This is a genomic window from Pseudonocardia sp. CA-142604 (assembly GCF_050948475.1).
In the GTDB taxonomy this organism is placed as follows: domain Bacteria; phylum Actinomycetota; class Actinomycetes; order Mycobacteriales; family Pseudonocardiaceae; genus Pseudonocardia; species Pseudonocardia alaniniphila.
The window spans coordinates 2,007,947-2,028,516 of sequence record NZ_CP192045.1; the positions used below are offsets into that span (position 1 = coordinate 2,007,947).

A 20,570-nucleotide genomic window follows, 5' to 3' on the forward strand; every position below is an offset into this window, starting at 1 on the left:
GCCGTCGATCTCCGGAGTTGCCTGTGACGAGCCGGACCCGTGAACGGGACTCAGTTCCCGCGCCGGACCCCGAGCTGACCGACCTGGGGGCGCTCTACGCCCGCCACGCCCCTGACCTGGAGCGGGGCGATCATCTGCCTTTGCTGCGGGCTGCCGCTCGCGGGCATCTCGAGCTCGCCCGGCTACGGGCCCGTGGCGAGCCGCTGATCCGGGTGCGTGCACCTGAGCCCGCTCCGGACTCGAGCGGCCAGGTGGGGCTCGTGGTGGAGATCGTCACCGACGACATGCCGTTCCTGGTGGAGTCGCTGCTGGCCGGCGTCGGCCGGGTGGGCGGCGATGTGCAGCGGCTGATCCACCCCATCGTCGTCGTGCGCCGCACCGACGAGGGTGCGTTGACCGAGGTGCTGACGGAGGCCGATCCGGCCGCTCCGCCACCGGGTGCGCTCGTGGAGTCGTGGATCCACCTCGACCTGACCCCCGCCCAGATCGACTCCGCGGAGCTGGAGCGCGAGCTCGGCCGGGTGCTGCGCGATGTGCGTGAGGTGGTCGACGACGTCGAGCCCATGGCCGCCAAGGCGAGGGAGGTTGCCGACGCGCTGCCCGCGCAGCCTGCCGTGCCCGGTGGCACGGACCCGGCCGACGTCGCGGAGCTGCTGCGCTGGCTCGCCGACGACCACTTCACGTTCCTCGGCTACCGCTGCTACACGGTGCCGGATGACTCAGCGGAGCTGCGAGCCGTCCCCGAGTCCGGGCTGGGCGTGTTGCGCGGCGAGAAGGGGATCACCGAGACCTTCACCCCCCGGGTCGACCTCGGTGACGGCCCAGGTGACGTCCTGGTGCTCACGCGCGCCAATGCGCTGAGCCCGCTGCGGCCCGTGCACCCGTACTACCTGGCCGTGCGCACCGTCGACACCGACGGACGGCTCGTCGGCGAGCACCGCTTCCTCGGCATGCTCACGGTGGCGGCGCTGTACGAGAGCGTCCTCGACATCCCGGTCATCGAGCGCAGGGTGCGTAAAGCCATCCACCGTGCCGGGTTCCCGCTGGAGTCCTACTCCGGTCAGCAGATGCTCGAGGTGATCTCCGGGCTGCCGCGGGAGGAGCTGTTCAGCGCGAGCGAGCAGCGCCTGCACGACACAGCGGTAGGTGTGCTCGCCGTGGCCGGGCGGCGTGCGGTGCGGCTGTTCCTGCGGCCCGACCCCTACCGGCGGTTCATCTCCTGTCTCGTCTACCTCCCCCGCGACCGCTACACCCCCGCGTCCCGGCTCCGGATGGCCGACGTGCTGCAACGCAGCCTCGGCGGGCGCAGCGTGGATCAGAACGCCCGCGTCTCGGAGTCGAACCTCGCTCTCGTGCACTTCACGGTGCACACGGATACGAATGCGTCCGGCTTCGGTGACGTCGACGTGCAGGCGCTGCAGGACGAGCTGACCGAGGCCGCCCGCACGTGGGACGACCGGTTGCTCAGCCAGCCCGGGGCAGCGGATTTCGCCGCTCTCCTGCCTGGCGTGCCGGAGCCCTACAAGGCGGCCGTGGCACCGCAGCACGCCGTCGAGGACCTGCGCCGGGTCGCTGCACTGGCCGGTCCCGGCGCGTTCGATGTGCGCCTCTACACGGCGCAGGGTCCGTCGGCCGGGAGCGTGGACCGGCGGTTCAGCCTCTACCTCGCAGGGGCGCCCGCCACGCTGACCTCGGTGCTGCCGCTGCTGCAGCAGCTCGGTGTGGAGGTGCTCGACGAGCGCCCGTCGGAGTTCGTCCGGGCCGACGGGTTGCGCTGCTGGCTCTACGACTTCGGGCTCCAGGTCGACGACGCCACGAGCGCCGTGCTGGCCGAGCGCACCGAGGATGCGATCGAACGCGGCTTCTGCATGGCGTTCAGCGCCGCGTGGCGGGGTGACGCCGAGACCGACAGGTTCTCCGCGCTCGTGTTGCGGGCCGGGCTGCCGTGGCGTGAGGTCGCCGTGCTGCGCGCCTACGCCCGCTACGCCCGGCAGCTCGGCTCGCCCTACGGGGCGCAGTACATGGCCGACACGCTGCTCGCGCAGCCTGATGTGGCACGAGCCCTCCTCGCGCTGTTCCGGGCCCGCTTCGACCCGGCTCTCGACGACCGCGAGCGGGAGATGGATGCGGCGCTCACCGAGGTGCGGGGGCTGATCGACGCCGTCACGGGCCTCGACGCCGACCGCATCCTGCGCTCCTACCTGGCGATGATCAGCGCCACGCTGCGCACCAACTGGTTTCGCGAGCGTCCCTTCTTCTCGTTCAAGGTCGATCCGACCGCGGTGCCCGACATGCCGGCGCCACGGCCGAAGTTCGAGATCTTCGTGTACTCGCCGCGGATGGAGGGCGTTCACCTGCGGTTCGGGCCGGTCGCCAGGGGCGGTCTGCGCTACTCCGACCGTCCGCAGGACTACCGCACCGAGATCCTGGGTCTGGTCAAGGCGCAGGCGGTCAAGAACGCGGTGATCGTGCCGGTCGGGGCCAAGGGCGGGTTCATCGTGCGCCGGGCCGACCCCGGCCCCGACGAGGTCGAGTACTGCTACCGCACCTTCATCTCCGGCCTGCTCGACCTGACCGACAACCTGGTCAGCCACGAGGGCAAGCCGAGCGTCACGATCCCGCCGACCGGTGTGGTCCGCCACGACGCGGACGACTCCTACCTCGTGGTCGCGGCCGACAAGGGCACGGCCCGGTTCTCCGACACGGCCAACGAGGTGGCCGCGTCCTACGGCTTCTGGCTGGGCGACGCGTTCGCCTCCGGTGGGTCGGTCGGCTACGACCACAAGGCCATGGGCATCACGGCGAAGGGCGCATGGGAGAGCGTCAAGCGCCACTTCCGTGAGCTCGGGATCGACACGCAGACCCAGGAGTTCACCGTCGTCGGCGTCGGCGACATGTCCGGCGACGTGTTCGGCAACGGGATGCTGCTGTCGCCGCACATCCGGCTGCTCGCGGCGTTCGACCACCGGCACGTCTTCGTCGACCCGTCCCCCGACGCGACGCGGAGCTTCGCCGAGCGGGAGCGGATGTTCGCGCTGCCGCGGTCGTCGTGGGACGACTACGACCGCTCGGTGATCAGCGCGGGTGGTGGCGTCTGGCCCCGATCGGCGAAGTCCGTGCCCGTCGGGCCGGAGATCCGGGCCGCGCTGGGGCTCGCCGAGGACGTGTCGAGGCTGAGCCCGCCGGAGCTGATCGCGGCGATCCTGCGGGCCCCGGCCGACCTGCTGTGGAACGGCGGGATCGGCACCTACGTGAAGGCCACCGACGAGTCGAACGCCGACGCGGGGGACAAGGCGAACGACGCCGTGCGGGCCGACGCCGCCGAACTGCGCGTGAAGGTGGTGGGCGAGGGCGGCAACCTCGGGCTGACCCAACGCGGGCGCATCGAGTACGCCCGCCGCGGGGGCAAGATCAACACCGACGCCATCGACAACTCGGCGGGCGTCGACTGCTCCGACCACGAGGTCAACATCAAGATCCTGCTCGACCGGCTCGTCGCAGCGGGAGAGCTGGACAAGACCGGTCGGGACGCCCTGCTCGTCGAGATGACCGACGAGGTGTCGGATCTCGTGCTGCACGACAACCGCGACCAGAACGCGGTGCTGGGCATCGCGCGGGCGCACGCCTCGGCGATGGTCAACGTGCACGGCAGGCTCACCAGCGACCTTGCGGTACGTCACGGGCTGGACCGAAAGCTCGAGGTGCTGCCCGACAAGAGGGGCTTCGCCGCGCTCGAGGCCGCGGGTGCGGGCCTGACCAGCCCGGAGCTCGCCACGCTGCTCGCGCACACCAAGCTCGACCTGACCACCCAGGTGCTGGCGACGGACCTTCCCGACAGCGTGACGTTCGCCGCCCGGCTCCCGGAGTACTTCCCGCACCCGCTGCGCAGCCGCTTCCCCGCGGCGATCACCGGCCACCCGCTGCGGCGGGAGATCGTGACCACGCAGCTGGTCAACGAGATGGTCGACGGCGCAGGCATCACCTACGCGTTCCGCCTCGGCGAAGAACTCTCGGCCGACGCCGCCGACGCCGTGCGGGCCTACGCCGTGACCACCACCGTGTTCGACCTGCCCGAGCTGTGGGAGGCCGTCCGCGCACCGGAGATCCCCACGGCGGTGTCGGACCAGATCGTGCTGGAGACGCGGCGGCTGCTCGACCGGGCGTCGCGCTGGTTCCTCACCAACCGGCCGCAGCCGCTGGCCGTCGCCGCGGAGACCGCGCGCTTCGCCGACACGGTGCGGGAGCTGCGCGCCGAGCTGCCACGGCTGATGCGCGGCCGGGAGCTTCTCGCCGTCGAGAAGCGGTCGGCGGAGCTGCGGTCGGCCGGCGTGCCCGAGGACCTCGCGTTGCGGGCAGCGGCGCTGATGTACGGCTACGGGATGCTCGACGTCGTCGAGCTGACGGAGCTGGCGGAGCGCGACCGGGAGCCGCGCGAGCCACACGAGGTGGCGGCCCTGTACCTCGGCCTGTCCGAGCACCTCGGCATCGACGTGGCCCTGACGTCGGTCTCCGCGCTGGAACGCGGCGACCGCTGGCATGCGCTGGCCCGGCTCGCGCTGCGTGACGACCTGTACGCGTCGCTGCGGGCGATCACCCTCGACGGACTGCGCGAGGCAGCGCCGGGCACTCCGGTGGACGCGGCCATCGCGCAGTGGGAGAAGGCGAACGCCTCCCGCTTGGTGCGTGCGCGGGCAGCGTTGCACGAGGTCGGCTCGGCGGGGCAGCTCGACCTCGCAACGCTCTCGGTGATCTCCCGGCAGCTGCGCGGGCTCGCTCGCTGAACCAGTCGTCGGCCGGACGGATCGGGCACCCTGGGTGCCCGGCCGTCCGGACCGTCCTGAAAGGGTGAGTGGCGTGACTCGCTTCGTCACGCAGGTGCCCCTGCGCTGGACCGATCAGGACTCCTACCGGCATCTCAACCACGCCCGCGCGGTGACGTTGCTGGAGGAGGCGCGGATCGATCTGTTCTTCGAGACTGCGGCGGCCGAGGGGATACTCGGCTTCACCCACGGGTTGCTCGTCGCCGGTCTGAACATGGAGTACCGGCGGCAGATCCCGTATCGACCACACCCGTTGCGGGTGGGGATGTGGGTGGACGAGGTGCGTGCGGCGTCGTTCCGGATTTGCTACGAGATGCACGACGGACCGGAGGAGAGCGATCCGGTGGCCGTCGAGGCCTGGACGCGGATGGCCACCTTCGACCTCGCGGCGCAGCGGCCGCGACGGCTGACCGACGACGAGCGCGTTTTCCTGGGGAGGTGGGCCGCATGACCCGCCTGATGACGGCCGTACCCTTTTCCGCGGAGGCGGAGTGATGACAGCGCTCACCGTTCCCGACCCCGCTGAGCGGGGCGATCTCGGAGCTTTCGTGGCGCGGGTGGTCCGGCTCGACCAGGCGGCGATCGTGCGGCTGCGGGCGAGCGGCGGCACCGTCACGGCGTGGGCCACCACCCCGTTCGACGTGCTGGCCTCGCGCTCGGTGCACGGCACGCTCGATCCCGCCGACGTCACGGTGCCGGGTACCAGTCTGCTCACGGCGCTCACCGTGGACCGTGCCGAGACGGTCGACCCCGGAGCCGGTGGGCTGTGGCCGGGGGACCTGCCGCCGGACGAGGGCTGGGCACCCGTGGACGACGTGCCGGCCGCGGAGGTCGACGCGGTGACCGAGCGTGGGCTCGCGCTGGCCAGGGAGAACGCGGGGCCGCTCGGTCCGCCGGCCTCGTTGCTGGATCAGACGGTGCTCACCGTGACCAACTCGGCAGGGCCCGTGGTCAAGATCCCGCTGCGCTGCCTCTTCGCGCTGTCCGGCATGGGGTTCCTGGGCGACACCGGCGCCGGCGCGGTGCGCGTCTCGGCCACCGGAAGCTGGCTGCGGCTCGACGCCCGCTACGGCGCTGTGGTCCGTCGCCGCGTCACGACGCTGCCTCTGCTGCTGGCCTGACGCCGCACGGTGCGTCACTCGGGTCGCGGTGGTGGCGTCGACCGGCCCCATCCCGCGCCCTCCGTGATCTTCTCCAGCAGCGGTTGAACGCGATAGGGAAGCGGGTTCGACAGGGCGAGCGAGGTGGTCGCTCGGGTCACGCCGGAGATCGAGAGCAGCCGTTCGATCAGTTCCTGCAGGCTGGCGTGCGACTCGGTGGCCAGCCGAACGAGGAGATCCTCCCGTCCCGTGGTGGTGTTGATCTCCAACACCTCGGGCAGCGCGGACATCTCCCTGATGACATGTCGCTGCCGCCCCTGCACCAGCTCGACGGCCATGAACGCGAGCACCGAGGCCCCCGCCTGCTCGAGGTCCACGTCCAGCCGGTACCCGTGAAGGAGCCCTTCGGCCTCCATGCGGCGCAGCCGGGATTGCACGGTGTTGCGCGCGACGCCCAGTTTCGACGCGAGCTCGACGACACCGACCCGCGCGTCTCGCGTGAGGATGCCGAGCAGTTCGACGTCGAGCCGGTCCAACGCCACCCGGTTCGTGTTCACCATATTGCTCACCTCACGGCCGGTCTGGACCTGCGAGTTGACCCATTTGCGCAGTCCAGAGGGGAACAGTTGACCCTCTCGTTCGGCACCTTGCATCGTTGCTCAACGAATGGCCCTGTGTCGAACAGCTCCGGCGCCGCTGCTCGTCCGACCGACCACCCGATGAGCCCCGACTGGGCCGAGGAGGAGAGATGGCGCTGACGCAGAACGCTCCGGATTGGTCCCGCAGGCTGGCGGTGCCCGTCGGCGGGCCCAGCGGCGGGGCGATCGCGGCGATCATGGCGCAGTCGCAGATGCACGGGGTGATCAAGCTGTCGGGAGGCCTGCCGGATCCAGCGATGTTTCCCGCAGCCCGCGTCGCTGCCGTCACCGCGCATCTCATGAGGATCGATCCGGTGAGCGCGATGCAGTACGCGCCGACCCGGGGTCTGGCAGGCGTCCGCGATGCGATCGCCGGCTGGCGGGAGACCACCGGCGACCGGCGGCCCGGTGATGACGAGCTGATGGTCACCAGCGGCGGCATCGACGCGCTCGGGCTGCTGTCCCGGTCCTTCATCGAGCCCGGTGACGCCGTGGTCGTCGAGGCTCCGACCTATCTCGGCGCCATCATGGCGTTTCGCGGTCAACACGCTGATATCCGGACCGTGCCGATGGATGGGGACGGTCTCGACGTGGACGCTCTCGCCGCGTTGCTGGGCACCGGAATCCGGCCGAAGCTGCTCTACACGATCCCCGATCACCACAATCCGGCCGGGATCAGCATGTCCGCCCGGCGGCGCCGCGAGCTCGTGGAGCTGACCCGGCGGTACGGGGTCCTCGTCGTCGAGGACGTCGCGTACCGGGACCTGTCGTTCAGCGGTGCCCGGGAGGACAGTCTCTGGTCGCTGGCTCCGGACGTCGTGGTGCAGATCGGCACGTTCTCGAAGATCTTCTTCCCCGGGGTACGTCTGGGGTGGGCGGCGGGGCCGCCGTCGGTGGTCGACGCGATGGTCGCCGCGAAGCAGAACACCGACCAGTGCGCGGGTGCGCTCGGGCAGCAACTGGCCGCGGAGATGATCCGTAGCGGCGAACTCGAACGGCATCTGGTGCGGCTGCGGCAGACCTACGCCCACCGCTGCGCCACGATGCTCGGTGCTCTCGAAGAGCGCATGCCTCCCGGTGTCACCTGGACGGTTCCGGCCGGCGGGTTCTTCACCTGGCTGTCCGCACCGGAGGCGGTCGACACCACCGCACTCGCAGACCGTGCCGTGGCAGCGGGTGTCGTCTACGTCCCCGGCCCGCTCTTCGATGCTGCCGGGCGCTTCCGCCAGTACCTGCGGCTGTCCTTCAGCAGCGCCGAGCTCTCCGATCTGACAGAAGGTGTCGCCCGCCTGGCGGCACTGGTCGCCTCCTGACCGTCCTTACGGTCAACCGGATCCTGCACGTGAGCAGTACGACAACGTCGTTCGCGTCGTGGAGCTATTCGCGTCGAAAATGCATTGCTGCGGCTCCAACAGGGCGACATCGCCGCGCGCAGCGAAGACCGCTCGTGTTGTGCACCGAGAGGGGAAGATAGCGAAAATGATTCGAAAACGTGTGTTCGCCTGGACCGGCACAGCTCTGGCCGGAGTGATACTGATTACGGCGTGCGGTACGAACCAGTCGGGCGACGAGGATTCCGGCGACTCGTGCGGCACCAGCAAAGGAACACTGGTCATCGGCATGATCGTGCCGCTCTCCGGTGGCGTATCGGCGACCGGGTTGGGTATGAGGAACGCAGCAGACCTCGCGATCCGGCAGGCGAACGACAAATGCGCCGTACCGGGGTATCGGTTGGCGCTCCAGCCGGAGGATGACCAGTCGGTTCCGCAGGTGGCGGCCCAGGCGGCCACGACCCTGGCGTCGGATCCGAACGTTGCTGCGGTGTTGGGAACCGCCAACTCGTCGACGGCGCAGACGGCCGCTCCGATCCTGGCGCGGGAGAACATCGTGGAGATCTCGCCCGCGAACACCAGTCCGACGTTGACGCTGGGTCCGGATGCGGCAGCGCCGAAGCGGCAGTTCCCGACATACTTCCGGTTGGCGACGACGGATCTGCTACAGGGTCCGTTCGGTGCGCAGTATCTGGTGCAGAAAGCGGGCAAGAAGCGGATTGCCGTGATCGATGACGGCAAGACCTACGGTGTGGGGCTGACGCAGACATTCGTGCCGGAGGTGCAGCAGCTGGGCGCCGAGGTGGTCGCCCGGGAAAGGGTGGGCGAGCACGACACCGACTTCTCCGGTGTGATCGCCAGGATTCGTCCGACGAACCCGGATGTGGTGTTCTACGGCGGTGAGTATCCGGTGGCCGGGCCGTTGTCGAAGCAGTTGGCCGATGCCGGGCTGGCGATTCCGCTGATGGGCGGCGACGCCGTCAACGACAAGCAGTACATCGCTCTCGGCGGTCGGCAGGGCGACCTGGCCACCAGCATCGGCGCACCGGCACGGAGCGTGCCCAGCGCCAGGTCGTTCCTGAACCAGTACGCGGCGGCGGGGTACGCGGAGCCGGAGAGCGTCTACGGGGCGCTGTCCTACGACTCGGCCAACACGGTGATCGCTGCGCTGGCAAAGGTCGTCAGCAGAGGCGACTTCACCAGTTCCCGTCGGCAGGAGCTGATCGACGCGGTGCAGCAGACGAACTTCGACGGCGCCACCGGCCACGTGTCGTTCGACGAGTTCGGCGACACCACCAACAAGGTGCTCACCGTCTACGCGGTGCAGGGCGGCGACTTCGCGCCGGTGGAGACCGGCACCTTCGACGGCTGAGCTCCCGGGCACTGACGCTCGCGCTGGCGTCGGTGCCCACTGCTGGAGTACTCCCGTGCTGGGCAGTTCGACAACGCAACATCAGAGGAGCCGCATGGAGACCGTCGACCACTCGTGGCAGAAGGACGTGTTCGACGTCCTCAAGCAGGGCGGGATCAGGCAGATCGCGTTCGTGCCGGACGCGGGCCACTCGTACGCGCTCAGCGCGGCGCGCAGCGACCCGGACATCACCGACGTCGTGCTCACGACGGAGGAGGAGGGCGTCGGCGTGGTCGCCGGGGCCTGGCTGGGTGGGCAGCGGGCCGCGCTGCTGATGCAGAGCAGCGGCGTCGGCAACTGCGTGAACATGTTCTCGCTGCTCGACAGCTGCCGTTTCCCCTTCCTGACGCTGGTGACGATGCGCGGTGAGTACGCGGAGTTCAATCCGTGGCAGGGGCCGATGGGGCGGCGCACGCAGGGCGTCCTGGAGTTGATGGGCATCAACGTCCACCGGGCCGAGCGCCCCGACGAGGTCGGGGAGATCGTCGGCGCCGCGCTGGAGTCGACCTTCCTCGCCGGCGAGCGCAACGCGGTGTTGCTGAGCCAGAGCCTGATCGGACGCAAGAAGTGGGAGCGCAACTGATGACGACCGTCGCGCGGACCCGGATCGACCGGCGGGCATTCGTCGCCGCCCTGGTCGCGGCCGTCCCGGCCGACACGCTGTTCGTGACCGGGCTCGGGTCCCCGTCCTACGACCTGTTCGCCGCGGGCGACCGCGATCGCAACTTCTATCTCTGGGGGGCGATGGGGGCCGCCGTGCCGGTGGGTCTCGGGCTCGCGCTTGCTCAGCGGAACGTGCCGGTCGTCGTGCTGACCGGTGACGGCGAGCAGCTGATGGGCATCGGCGCGCTCGGTTCGGTCGGCGTTCAGCAGCCGGCGAACCTCAACGTCGTGGTGCTGGACAACGGGCACTACGGCGAGACCGGGATGCAGCCGAGCCACACCGGCCTCGGCACTGATCTGTCGGCGGTGGCCCGGGGGTTCGGCATCGCCGACTCGGTGCGCGTCGACCGCCAGGACGGCACGAACGGGGTGGCCGAGCGGATCGCCGCTCGGCGCGGCCCTACCTTCACCCAGGTCCTCATCGACACGGATGAGCCGCCCCGGGCCCTGCCGGCGCGCGACGGAGTCCACATCAAGAACCGGTTCCGGGCCGCGCTCGGGTTCGACACCTTCTAGGACGCTGTCACTGCATCTCGAGAGCCGGCATGGGGGCGGACCGGCGGCCGTCCCGCACCCTCTACGCGGCGTCAGGCCAGCCAGGCCGCAGTGTCCGGTGGGAGGAGATTGCCGTTCAATTTGCCGCTGGCCAGCAGGAGATCGCCCGGTGGGAGCGGGACGGCGTCGGTGGAGGCGTTGAGGGCGCACACCAGGGTGGAACCGGCGCGGCGGAACGCCAGGCAGCCGCTCGGTGCCCCGAACCACTCGACGCCGTCGCCTTTGAAGGCCGGATGCGTTTTGCGCAGCTCCACGGCCCGGCGGATCAGCGACAGCGTGGAAGTGGTGTCCTCGAGCTGGCCGGCCACGGTGAGCTCGCCGTACTCCGGCGGCATCGGCAACCACGGCTGGCCGCTGGTGAAGCCGTAGCCGGGCGCGTCGCCTTCCCACGGCATCGGCACGCGGCAGCTGTCGCGTCCGCGTTCGGCGTGGCCGGAGAGTTCCCAGATCGGGTCCTGCAGTTCGGCGTCGGGCAGTTCGGCGTCGGGCAGGCCGAGCTCCTCGCCGTTGTAGAGGCAGACCGCGCCGGGCAGCGCGAGCTCGACCAGCGTCATCGCCCGCGCCCTCGCGCGGCCGAGCGCGCCCCCGCCGTAGCGGCTGGCGGGACGGGGCGCGTCGTGGTTCGACAGCGTCCAGGTCGGTGGGGCGCCCGCCCACTTCACCGCGGCGAGCGAGTGCTCGATGGCCTCCCGCACGGCGTGGGCGTCGAAAGGCGCCCGCAGGAGCCGGAAGTTGAAGCCGAGATGCAACTCGTCGGAACGCACGTAGCGCGCGAAGCGCTCGTCGTCGCCCACCGTGATCTCGCCGATCGCCGTGCGCCCGGGATAGTGGTCGAGCACCGCACGGATCATCCGGTGCACGTCGTGGACGCCGTCGTGGTCGAAGCGCGGGTCGCCGTCGATCGGCGCCAGCCATCCCGCTGCGGCAGCCTCGTCGCCGCCCCGATTGTCGGGCAGTCCGTCCGGCTTGCTCATGCCGTGAGCCATGTGGACGCGGAAGCCGTCGATCCCCCGGTCCAGCCAGAAGCGCAGCGTCTTCTCCAGGTCGGCCCACACCTCGGGGTTGGTCCAGTTCAGGTCGGGCTGGTCGGGTGAGAGAAGGTGCAGGTACCAGCCGCCGGGAGCCCACTCGCCTGCGGCATCCAGGTCGAGCGCGCGTGTCCAGGCCGGGCCGCCGAACATGCTCGTCCAGTTGTTCGGCGGTAGCTCGCCCTCCTCGCCACGGCCCCGGCGGAAGTGGTAGCGCGCCCGCTCCGGGCTGCCCGGCACGGAGTCCAGCGCCGCACGGAACCATTCGTGCTCGGTGGAGGTGTGGTTGGGTACCAGGTCGATCGCGACGCGCAGGCCGTGCTCGTGGGCATCGGTGACGAGCGCGTCGAACGTGCGCAGGTCGCCGAAGACGGGGTCGACGCTCCGCGGGTCGGCGACGTCGTAGCCGTGGTCGGCCATCGGCGAGGTGAAGAACGGCGTGAGCCACAGGGCGTCGACGCCCAGCAGTTCCAGGTAGCCCAGCCGCGACCGGACGCCCTCGAGGTCGCCCACGCCGTCGCCGTCGGAGTCCGAGAACGACCGCACGTACACCTGGTAGACGACGGCGTTCTGCCACCATTGCACGGACGAGATCTTGCCAAACCCGTGCTGATCAGAGGGTTGTACTGCCCCGGCCGGTCGTCAGAAGTCGCTGTTGACCATGCTCGCGGCGGCGTAGGTCAGGTACTGCCACAGTTGCGCGCGGTGTTGCTCCTCCAGCCCGGCCTCGTCGACGGCGATCCGCATGCAGCGCAGCCAGGCGTCCCGCTGGATCGGGCCGACGCGGAACGGCGCGTGCCGCATCCGCAGCCGCGGGTGCCCGCGTTGCTCGGAGTAGGTGCGCGGACCGCCCCAGTACTGCTCGAGGAACATGCGCAGCCGGACCTCGGCTCCGTCGAGGTCGTCCTCGGGGTAGAGCGGGCGGAGCACCTCGTCCTCGCGGACCTGCTCGTAGAAACGAGACACGATCTTGTCGAAGACCGGTGCTCCGCCGACTTCGGCGTAGAAGTTCTGGGGATCGGTCACGCGTCCATCATCCTCCGCTTCCGGGAGCCGCGTTTCACGGCACCGACGGACGGAACGTCGTGGGTGCGGGGATCACGCCGGGGCGGGGTACGCCGGCGTCGTCGAGGGCGTCCGTGATCGCCGCGTTCAGGGCCCGCTGCACGGCGAACTGCTGGCCAGGCTTGACCTTCACCGTCATCCGCAGTGTCACACCCTCCGGCCCGACCTTCTCGACGCCCAGCACGTCCGGCGCTTCCAGCACGGACTCGGCCACGTCCTTCTCCGCAACCCGCGACTGGGCGGTGGTCGCGACGATCTCGGTGGCCTCGGCGATGACAGCACTGTGCGCGAGCGGCAGGTCCACGACGGCGACAGCGTAGCCCTGGCTCTTGTTGCCGACCCGGAGGATCTCGCCGTTGCGGACGTACCAGACCGTGCCGTTGACGTCGCGGACCGTGGTGATGCGCAGCCCCACGGACTCCACCACGCCGCTCGCCTCGCCGAGGTCGACGATGTCACCGACGCCGTACTGGTCCTCGAGCAGCATGAACATGCCCGAGAGGAAGTCCCGGACGAGGTTCTGCGCGCCGAAGCCGACCGCGACGCCGACGATGCCGGCCGAGGCGAGGATCGGGCCCAGCGCCACGCCGAACTCGGCCAGCACCATCACCGAGCCGATCAGCAGGATCACCACGGAGCTGAGCGAGCGCAGCACCGATCCGATCGTGCGGGCCCGCTGCGCCCGCCGTTGTGACACCGGAGCGCTGCCGTTGCCGTTGCCGCCGGCGGCCGGCGCGCGGAACCGCGGGGCGCGGAACCGTGGAGCCCGGCCGACGAGCCGGGTGAGCCGGGAGCTGGTGGCGCCGTCGACGATCTGGTTGATGGCTCGGTGGATGAGGAACCGGGCCGCGCACGCGAGCAACACGATCAGCGCGACGTGCAGTGTGCCCGTGATGATCGCGTCGGCGGAGCGGGCCAGGAAGTCGTTGTTGGTCAGCTGGTAGATCGCTGCGCACAGCGAGCCTGCGTCGTCGGCGCAGGCCGGGCGCACGGGGAGGAAGGACTCGGCGAGGGGGCTGCCGGGGATCGTCGCGAGCACGGTCACGAGAGCTCCAACCCGGTGTGCGCGGCCAGGAACGCCAACTGGTCGGTCGCGAGCGCAACGGTGCGTGAGACGGACCGGGCGCCGTGACCGACGTCGGTCTCGCGGCGGAGCAGGACGGGCCGTTCGAGCGGGTCGCCGGTGGTGTCGTGTTGCAGGGCGGCGCACATCTTGCGCGCGTGCAGTGGGTCCACCCTGGTGTCGGAATCGAACACCGTGAACAGCACCGCCGGGTACGCGACGCCCGCCTGGACGTGGTGGTAGGGCGAGTAGGACAGCAGCCAGCGCAGCTCCTGGGGGTCGGCGGCCGTGCCGTACTCGTCGTTCCAGGTGCGGCCGAGCGAGAACTCCTCGTAGCGCACCATGTCCAGCAGCGGGGCCGAGCAGACCACGGCCCGGTAGAGCTCCGGTCGCTGGGTGAGCGCTGCCCCGACGAGCAGCCCGCCGTTGGAGCCGCCCATGATCGCGAGCGATCCTGCCGTGGTGTCGCCCGCGTCGATCAGGGCGGCGGCCGCGGCGTGGAGGTCGTCGAACACGTTCTGCTTGTTGGCCCGGTTGCCGGCGAGATGCCAGTCCTCGCCCTCCTCGCCACCGCCGCGCAGCGAGACCAGCGCGTAGACACCACCGGCCGCCACCCAGGCCAGGGCCTGCGCCGTGTAGGCGGGCTCGCGGCTGATCCCGAACCCGCCGTAGCCCGTGACGAGCGCCGGCCGCGCGCGGGTGGGTCCATCCGGCGCGATCACGAACATCCGCACGGTGGTGCCGTCCGCCGAGGTGAACGTGCGGTGCTCCGTGCGGACCGCGGGCACGGTGACCGCGCCGGGTGCGGTGGCCTCGAGCGTGGTCTCGCCGGTGGCGAGATCGAACCGGTGCACCTGTGGCGGGGTGACGAGGTCGGTCCAGCCGAGCCAGACGCGTCCCGCCTGCTCCGGCGTGTCGCGGTCGGAGACGGACAGCCCGGTGAGCGATCCGGTGCCGGGAAGCGGCACGGTGCGAACCGGTGCCCCGTCAGCGGCCGTGTGCAGGGCCAGCTCGGCCACCGCGTGCCGGGCCCTGGCCAGCACCAGCAACGGTTCGCCGTCGGTGCCGGGAGCAGGCTCCAGCCGCCGCACCGCCTGCAGCACCGAACCGGCGTCCTCGCCGACCAGCTCTCGCCAGTGCTCGCGGCCGGGGGTGCGCGGATCGGTGACGGCGAGCCGCCAGCGCGGCGCGCCGTCCGTGGTGTGCAGGTACAGCAGCCCGTCGCGCTCGACCCAGGCGTTGCACTGCACGTCGTCGTCCTGGGTGAGCAACGGCGTGAGGGGCCCGGTCTTCTCGCCGAGCTCCGCGATCCAGACGCTGTCGCGGCGCGCCGTGCCGACGTTGCCGGTGACGACGAGCCACGCCCCGTCGCGGGAGACGCGCACCCCGTAGTAGGTGTGCTCGTCATAGAGCCCCGGACCGTCGACGAGCTCGTCGTCCTCCGTGGGCGTGCCCACGCGGTGACGCCACACGCGCCGGTGGAAGGCCTGCTCGCCGTCGGGCGCCTCGTCCTCCTCCACCATCCGGACGAAGACGAACTCGCTGCCGCCCGGTAGCCAGGCCACGTCCGAGTAGCGGCAGCGGTCGATCGGGGGCTCGACCTCCTCGCGACTCTCGACGTCGAGCACGTGCAGTACGGAGTACTCGTCGCCGCCGCTGGAGAGCTGGTAGGCCAGCCGGCGGCCCTCGAGGTCGGGCACCCAGGCGTCGAGGGTGGTGAGGCCGGTGGGGTCGACAGCGGTCGGGTCGAGCAACACCCGCTCGGTGCCGTCCGTATCGCGGACGTGGAGCACGGCGTGTTCCTGGCCGGGCTCGCGTCGCGTGAAGAACGACCGGCCGGCACGCCACTGCGGCGCCGACACCGACCCGGCGGAGAGTAGGTCGGTGAGCGTCGCGGCGAGGCCGTCGCGGCCGGGGAGGGCGTCGAGGTGCTGTCTGGTCAGCCCGTCCTGCGCGGCTGACCAGGTGCGGGTGCGGGGATCCTCGGGGTCTTCCAGCCAGCGGTAGGGATCAGCAACCCGATACCCGTGCAGGTCCTCGACGAGGTCCAGCCGCTCGGCGTCGGGATAGGGGCGGGGGACGTCCACGCGGGCCGAGATTACGTCACGCCGATCACGGCTCACCGTTCCGGAGCCGTAGTGCTGTCAAATACCCCGTCTCGACAGCACTACGGATCCACAACCAGCGTTCTCTCGCCTACGTGTGCTGGCGCAGCGGCGGTGGGTGGGAGCGTCGGGCAGGGGGTCGGCGGTCCGAAGACCGTGCGCACCGGCAATACGCCGGCCCACCGGCCGCCCTCCTCGATGTCGCCGTCGTCGTCGCCGGGGGGGCCGGTGCGCACCTTGACGCTCGCCTCCGTCAGGTCGATGCCGAACACCGCGGTGGCGGCGAGCTCGCGGGTGGTCGGCTGCCGTGCGTGCTCCCACGAGCCGGGCGAGAGCTGCTCGACGATCGCTCGCAGTGCGTCGAGCCGTTCGGCGGGGTCGGTCACGGCCCGGGCCGTGCCGTGCACGACGGCGCTGCGGTAGTTCATCGAGTGGTGGAACACCGAGCGGGCGTAGACGATCCCGTCGAGGTGGGTCACCGTCAGGCAGACCGGCGCGCCGTCGGCCATCCGCAGGTAGCCGGCCCCGGTGGACCCGTGCACGTAGACGGTGTCCCCGATCCGTCCGTAACCGGTGGGCAGCACCACCGGGGCGCCGTCGCGGACCAGCCCGAGGTGGCACACCAGCCCCGCATCGAGCACGGCGTACAGGTCGTCCCGGCTCGTGCGGGCCCGCTCGCGTAGGCGGGTGACGGTGCTGCGGAGGGTGGGAGAGAGGCTCACAGACCCATCGTGGGCCGGGAAGTGGCATCGTGGCAGGGCCAATCCTGTCCCCGTTCGAAAGGCCACTCATGGAGCTGCCGCCGCTGGCCCTCGACCGGAACGCCGACCGGCCACTCGCCGTGCAGCTCGCCGACGCGCTGCGGGCGGTCACGGCGGGCGGCAGCCTGCGGGCAGGGGACCGGCTGCCGTCGACCCGCGAGTTGGCCGCCACCCTCGGGGTGAGCCGCACGGTCACCGCCGCGGCCTACGACCAGCTGCTCGCCGAGGGCTGGGCCGTGGGACGCCGCGGAGCGGGCACGTTCGTGGTCGGGGCGCCCGCCGGTCCTCCCGGCCCTGCCCGGCCGGCGGCTCCGTCCCGACCGGGCAGGGAGCGCAAGCCGCGGCCGATCTCCCTGTGGCCGGGCGCCCCGTGTCTCGAGGTGCTCGACCGCGCCGCGTGGCGACGTGCCTGGCGCGCGGCGGCCGATCCGCCACCGGACGCGGCTGCGGAGCCCGTCGGCGTGCCGGCGTTCCGGGCCGCCGTGGTGGAGCACCTGCTGCGCCACCGGGGGCTCGCGGTCGACCCGGCGCAGGTGCTCGCCACCGGCGGCAGCACAGCGGCGGTCGCCGAGCTGGCGCGCACGCTGGCTCCCGGCTCGCGGGTCGCCGTCGAGGAGCCGGGGTACCAACGCGCGGTCGCCGCACTTCGGACGGCAGGGCTCGTGGTGACGCCGGTGCCGGTCGACGCCGCGGGGCTGGTGGTCGAGGCTCTCCCGACCGGGCTCGCGGGCGTCTACTGCACCCCGGCCCACCAGTTCCCGCTCGGGGCGCGGCTCTCGGCTACCCGCCGGATGGCGCTCGTCGAGCGGGCCCGGGCCGAGGGGTTCCTCGTGATCGAGGACGACTACGACGGCGAACTGCGTTACGACGTCGCCCCGCTACCGCTGCTCGCCGCGCTCGGCCCGGACGTCGTGGCCCACCTTGGCACGGCGAGCAAGTTGCTGACCCCGACACTTGGCGCGGGCTGGCTGGTGGCACCTCCTGCCGTGCGCTCCGCCGTCCTCGACCTGCGCGGTCACACGGGCACCCGGCCCGCCCCTGCCGGGCAGCGCGTGTTCGTGGCTCTCGCCGCGCACGGTGACCTGGCCCGGCACCTGCGGCGCCTGCGCCGCGAGCTGTCGCAGCGACGGGCAGCCGTTGCGGCCGCGGTGCGCAGCGCCGGCCACGTCGTGGAGGGCGACGCCGCAGGCGCCCACGTCGTCGTCCCGCTCCCGGACATTGCGGCGGAACGTGCCGTGATCGACGCGGCGGCGGCCAGGGGCGTCACGCTCGACGGGCTGGCCCGCCATCACGCCGGGGACCCGGGACGGGCGGGAATCGTCCTCGGATACGCCGAACCACCGCGGTCCGCGCTGGAGCGCGGCCTCGCGGTGGCCGGGGACGTGCTGACGCTACTGAACGCGAACGGCTGAGCCGGCGTCGACGGACGCGCCGTTGTTGCCGCCGAGGTTCAGGTCGACCCTGCACTGCTCGCCCGCGGGCACTTGCACCCGTGCCGCGTTCTGCGCGGTGGCGACCACCGTGTAGTCGCCCGGCTCCAGCCCGACGATCTCGAACGTTCCGTCCGGACCGGTCGTGGCAGCGGCGACGGTCTCGCCGTCGGCACGGGTGACGGCCACCGTCGCGAACGGCTGGGGCGCTCCTCCGGCCCCGGTCACCCGGCCGCTGAGCGCGGCGACCGTGGACTGCAGCAGCACCTCGACCACCGTCGGAACGTCCGCGCTCACCTGCACCGCTGCTGCGCCCGGGGCGTGACCCGGGAGGCTCGCGGTCACCGTGGTCCGGCCGGCGGGCAGCCCGGCCAGCGTGAACGTGCCGTCGGGGCCGGTGCGGGTACTGCCCACGACCCGGCCCGTCGCGTCGGTGGCGAGGGTCATCGCGTCGGCGAGAGGGGCGCCGTGGCGGGCCGCGCGCACGGTCCCGGTGACGGTGCCGTCACCGCGCAGGGCGAAGTGGTGCACGGCGCCCGCACCGTTGATCACGAGCGCCGTGACGTCCGGGCGGAAGCCGGGTGACGTGGCCACGGCCATGTAGGCACCGGGTGAGAGCCCCTGCACGGAGAACCGGCCGTCCTGGTCGACGCCCGAACGCGCCACCTGGCGTCCGTTCGCATCGGTCAGCGTGACGACGCCGTCGGGGACGGCGCTACCCGCGGCCGTGCGGACGTCGCCGAGAATCTCGCCCACCGCCGGTGTCAGTACCCGCGGTGCGGCCAGGTGCCGCGGCTCGGTCGGGAAGTCCTCCACGAGCTCGGACGGGCCGATCCCCGCCTCACCCGCGACGGAGGCGAGCTCCGCTCCGACCGAGGTGGTCTCCGTCGAGCGCCGCGCGCCGATGAACCACGAGGCCACGGCGGCGAGGACGCTCGCGGCGATCGCGAACCAGAAGGCCACGGTGAGGCCATCCTGGAACGGCCCGGAGATGAGCTCCGGGAAGAAGCTGCGACCCGTGAGGAACGAAGCCTGGTCGGGCGGCAGCGTGGGCAGGACGTCGCCGAGGAGTTGCTGCACGGGGTTGTAGCCGAGGAACGCGGCGAACAGCACGGCGACCGGAGGCAGCGCGGCGACCCGGCTCGCGTCGTCCGCGGGCACCCCGTGCTGCAGCAGGCCCTGCTCCAGCACCGTCGGAAGGTGCTGGGAGAGCCCCGCGATCATGAGGCCGAAGAACAGGCCGATGGACAGCACCGTGGCCGAGTTCTGGAACGTCGCGGTCATCCCGGCGCCGGCGCCGCGCGAACTGGCGGGCAGGCTGTTCATGACGTCGGCCCGGTTCGGTGACGTGAACAGGCCCATACCCACGCCGTTGACCAGCAGGATGGCGGCGAACGCCACGTAGGAGAAGTTGATCGGCAGAATCTCCAGCAGCACGAAGCTCAGGCCGGAGATGAGCATGCCCGCGGTGGCGAGTCCGCGTCCGCCCATGCGGTCGGCGAGCACACCCGACACCGGCGCCGCGATGAGGAAGCCGACGGTCAGGGGCAGCATGTAGATGCCCGCCCACAGCGGGGTCTGCTCGAAGCTGTAGCCGTGCAGCGGCAGCCAGATGCCCTGCAACCAGATGATCAGGATGAACTGCAGGCCACCCCGGCCGAGCGCGGCGAGGAAGCTGGCGCTGTTGCCGAGGGTGAACGGCCGAATCGCGAAGAGCGACAGCGTGAAGAGGGGGCTCGCCACCCGCGTCTCGATGAACGCGAAGATCCCCAGCACCACGATGCCGCCGATGATGCAGCTGAGCACCAGTGGACTGGTCCAGCCCATGATGTGGCTGCCGTAAGGCTGGATGCCGTAGGTGATGCCGACCAGCAGCGCGATGAGCCCGACGGCGAAGGTGATGTTGCCCCACCAGTCCATCCGGGCCGGATTGCGCTGGCCGGTGTCGCGCAGCTTGAGGTAGGCCCAGACCGTGCCGAAGATCCCGAACGGGATCGAGACGATGAACACGAGGTGCCAGTTCACCGGCGCGAGCACGCCGCCGAGCACGAGGCCGATGAACGAGCCCGCGATCGCCGCGACGCCGTTGATGCCGAGCGCCATGCCGCGCTGGTGCACGGGGAACGCGTCGGTGAGGATCGCGCTGGAGTTCGCGAAGAGGAACGCGCCGCCGATGCCCTGGATGACGCGCCAGCCGATCAACCACATCGCGCCTGCGCCACCGCTCTGCCAGGTGATGGCGAGCAGCACGGACGCGACGGTGAAGATCGCGAAGCCGAGGGTGTACATCTTGACGCGGCCGTACATGTCCCCGAGGCGGCCGAACCCGACGACCAGCACCGCCGTGACGACCAGGAAGCCCATGATCATCCACAGCAGGTAGCTGGTGTTGGTGGGCGCCAGCGGGTCGAGGCCGATGCCCCGGAAGATGTCGGGCAGCGCGATCAGGACGATGGAGGAGTTGATCGTCGCCATCAGCAACCCAAGGGTTGTGTTGGAGATGGCGATCCACTTGTAGTTGGAATCCGGCTCCTCTGCGCGCGCCGGTCCTCCCGATTCCGGTCCGCGCTCCGCCACTGCCGCTGTCACTCGACCACTCC

General features: G+C 71.3%; 15 protein-coding genes and 1 pseudogene. 8 read left to right on the forward strand and 8 right to left on the reverse strand.

The window, feature by feature from the left end; genetic code table 11:
* The first annotated feature begins 17 nt into the window (after window positions 1–17).
* The 3 genes from ACQPZQ_RS09105 (at window position 18) to ACQPZQ_RS09115 (ending at window position 5,941) form a co-directional block, all read left to right on the forward strand.
* On the forward strand, window positions 18–4,781 hold the full coding sequence (locus tag ACQPZQ_RS09105; protein ID WP_433294012.1) for an NAD-glutamate dehydrogenase: 4,764 nt from the start codon (window positions 18–20) through the stop codon (window positions 4,779–4,781).
* 73 nt (window positions 4,782–4,854) lie between these two features.
* On the forward strand, window positions 4,855–5,271 hold the full coding sequence (locus ACQPZQ_RS09110) for an acyl-CoA thioesterase (protein ID WP_433294014.1): 417 nt from the start codon (window positions 4,855–4,857) through the stop codon (window positions 5,269–5,271).
* Between the two features lie 43 nt (window positions 5,272–5,314).
* Window positions 5,315–5,941 (forward strand): hypothetical protein, encoded by a 627-nt coding sequence (locus tag ACQPZQ_RS09115; RefSeq protein ID WP_433294016.1) that lies wholly within the window; start codon window positions 5,315–5,317, stop codon window positions 5,939–5,941.
* Between the two features lie 14 nt (window positions 5,942–5,955).
* Here ACQPZQ_RS09115 and ACQPZQ_RS09120 read toward each other — a convergent pair whose 3' ends face one another.
* Complete coding sequence (locus ACQPZQ_RS09120; protein WP_433294018.1) at window positions 5,956–6,480, reverse strand: Lrp/AsnC family transcriptional regulator; 525 nt, start codon at window positions 6,478–6,480, stop codon at window positions 5,956–5,958.
* A 188-nt stretch (window positions 6,481–6,668) separates the two neighbouring features.
* Between ACQPZQ_RS09120 and ACQPZQ_RS09125 the strand changes: the two genes are divergently transcribed.
* From ACQPZQ_RS09125 to ACQPZQ_RS09140, 4 genes are all read left to right on the forward strand, one after another.
* Window positions 6,669–7,871, forward strand: coding sequence for a PLP-dependent aminotransferase family protein (locus ACQPZQ_RS09125; protein WP_433294020.1), 1,203 nt, complete (start codon window positions 6,669–6,671; stop codon window positions 7,869–7,871).
* Between the two features lie 58 nt (window positions 7,872–7,929).
* Window positions 7,930–9,261, forward strand: coding sequence for a branched-chain amino acid ABC transporter substrate-binding protein (locus ACQPZQ_RS09130; protein WP_433294022.1), 1,332 nt, complete (start codon window positions 7,930–7,932; stop codon window positions 9,259–9,261).
* Window positions 9,262–9,355: 94 nt separating this feature from the next.
* The gene (locus tag ACQPZQ_RS09135) at window positions 9,356–9,883 is read left to right on the forward strand and encodes a phosphonopyruvate decarboxylase (RefSeq protein WP_433294024.1); all 528 of its coding nucleotides are present in this window, start codon (window positions 9,356–9,358) and stop codon (window positions 9,881–9,883) included.
* Entirely contained in the window at window positions 9,883–10,479 is a 597-nt protein-coding gene (locus ACQPZQ_RS09140; protein ID WP_433294026.1) for a thiamine pyrophosphate-dependent enzyme, read from the forward strand. The genes ACQPZQ_RS09135 and ACQPZQ_RS09140 overlap by 1 nt, the downstream gene beginning before the upstream one ends.
* A gap of 71 nt (window positions 10,480–10,550) precedes the next feature.
* On the opposite strand, the gene ACQPZQ_RS09145 is transcribed toward ACQPZQ_RS09140, so the two are convergent.
* The 5 genes from ACQPZQ_RS09145 to ACQPZQ_RS09165 all read right to left on the reverse strand — a co-directional run bounded on the left by ACQPZQ_RS09145 (window position 10,551) and on the right by ACQPZQ_RS09165 (window position 16,501).
* Window positions 10,551–12,140 (reverse strand): glycoside hydrolase family 13 protein, encoded by a 1,590-nt coding sequence (locus ACQPZQ_RS09145; protein WP_433299080.1) that lies wholly within the window; start codon window positions 12,138–12,140, stop codon window positions 10,551–10,553.
* 48 nt (window positions 12,141–12,188) lie between these two features.
* Window positions 12,189–12,572, reverse strand: a complete 384-nt coding sequence (locus tag ACQPZQ_RS09150) for a globin (protein WP_433294029.1) — start codon at window positions 12,570–12,572, stop codon at window positions 12,189–12,191.
* Window positions 12,573–12,606: 34 nt separating this feature from the next.
* Window positions 12,607–13,656, reverse strand: coding sequence for a mechanosensitive ion channel family protein (locus ACQPZQ_RS09155; RefSeq protein WP_433294031.1), 1,050 nt, complete (start codon window positions 13,654–13,656; stop codon window positions 12,607–12,609).
* Entirely contained in the window at window positions 13,653–15,761 is a 2,109-nt protein-coding gene (locus ACQPZQ_RS09160; RefSeq protein ID WP_433294033.1) for a prolyl oligopeptidase family serine peptidase, read from the reverse strand. Before ACQPZQ_RS09160 ends, ACQPZQ_RS09155 begins: the two co-directional genes overlap by 4 nt.
* 80 nt (window positions 15,762–15,841) lie before the next feature.
* Entirely contained in the window at window positions 15,842–16,501 is a 660-nt protein-coding gene (locus tag ACQPZQ_RS09165) for a pyridoxamine 5'-phosphate oxidase family protein (RefSeq protein WP_433294035.1), read from the reverse strand.
* Window positions 16,502–16,569: 68 nt separating this feature from the next.
* Between ACQPZQ_RS09165 and ACQPZQ_RS09170 the strand changes: the two genes are divergently transcribed.
* A complete protein-coding gene (locus ACQPZQ_RS09170) occupies window positions 16,570–17,952 on the forward strand; it encodes a PLP-dependent aminotransferase family protein (protein WP_433299082.1) in 1,383 nt (460 codons plus the stop codon).
* Here the strand turns inward: ACQPZQ_RS09170 and ACQPZQ_RS09175 are convergent.
* Both ACQPZQ_RS09175 and ACQPZQ_RS09180 read right to left on the reverse strand, forming a co-directional pair.
* A complete protein-coding gene (locus ACQPZQ_RS09175; protein ID WP_433299084.1) occupies window positions 17,932–18,786 on the reverse strand; it encodes an MSCRAMM family protein in 855 nt (284 codons plus the stop codon). The two genes, ACQPZQ_RS09170 and ACQPZQ_RS09175, sit on opposite strands and share 21 nt — an antisense overlap.
* Window positions 18,784–20,445: pseudogene (locus ACQPZQ_RS09180) on the reverse strand (MFS transporter); the annotation flags it as partial. The pseudogene ACQPZQ_RS09180 and the gene ACQPZQ_RS09175, both read right to left, overlap by 3 nt.
* Between the last annotated feature and the right edge of the window lie 125 nt (window positions 20,446–20,570).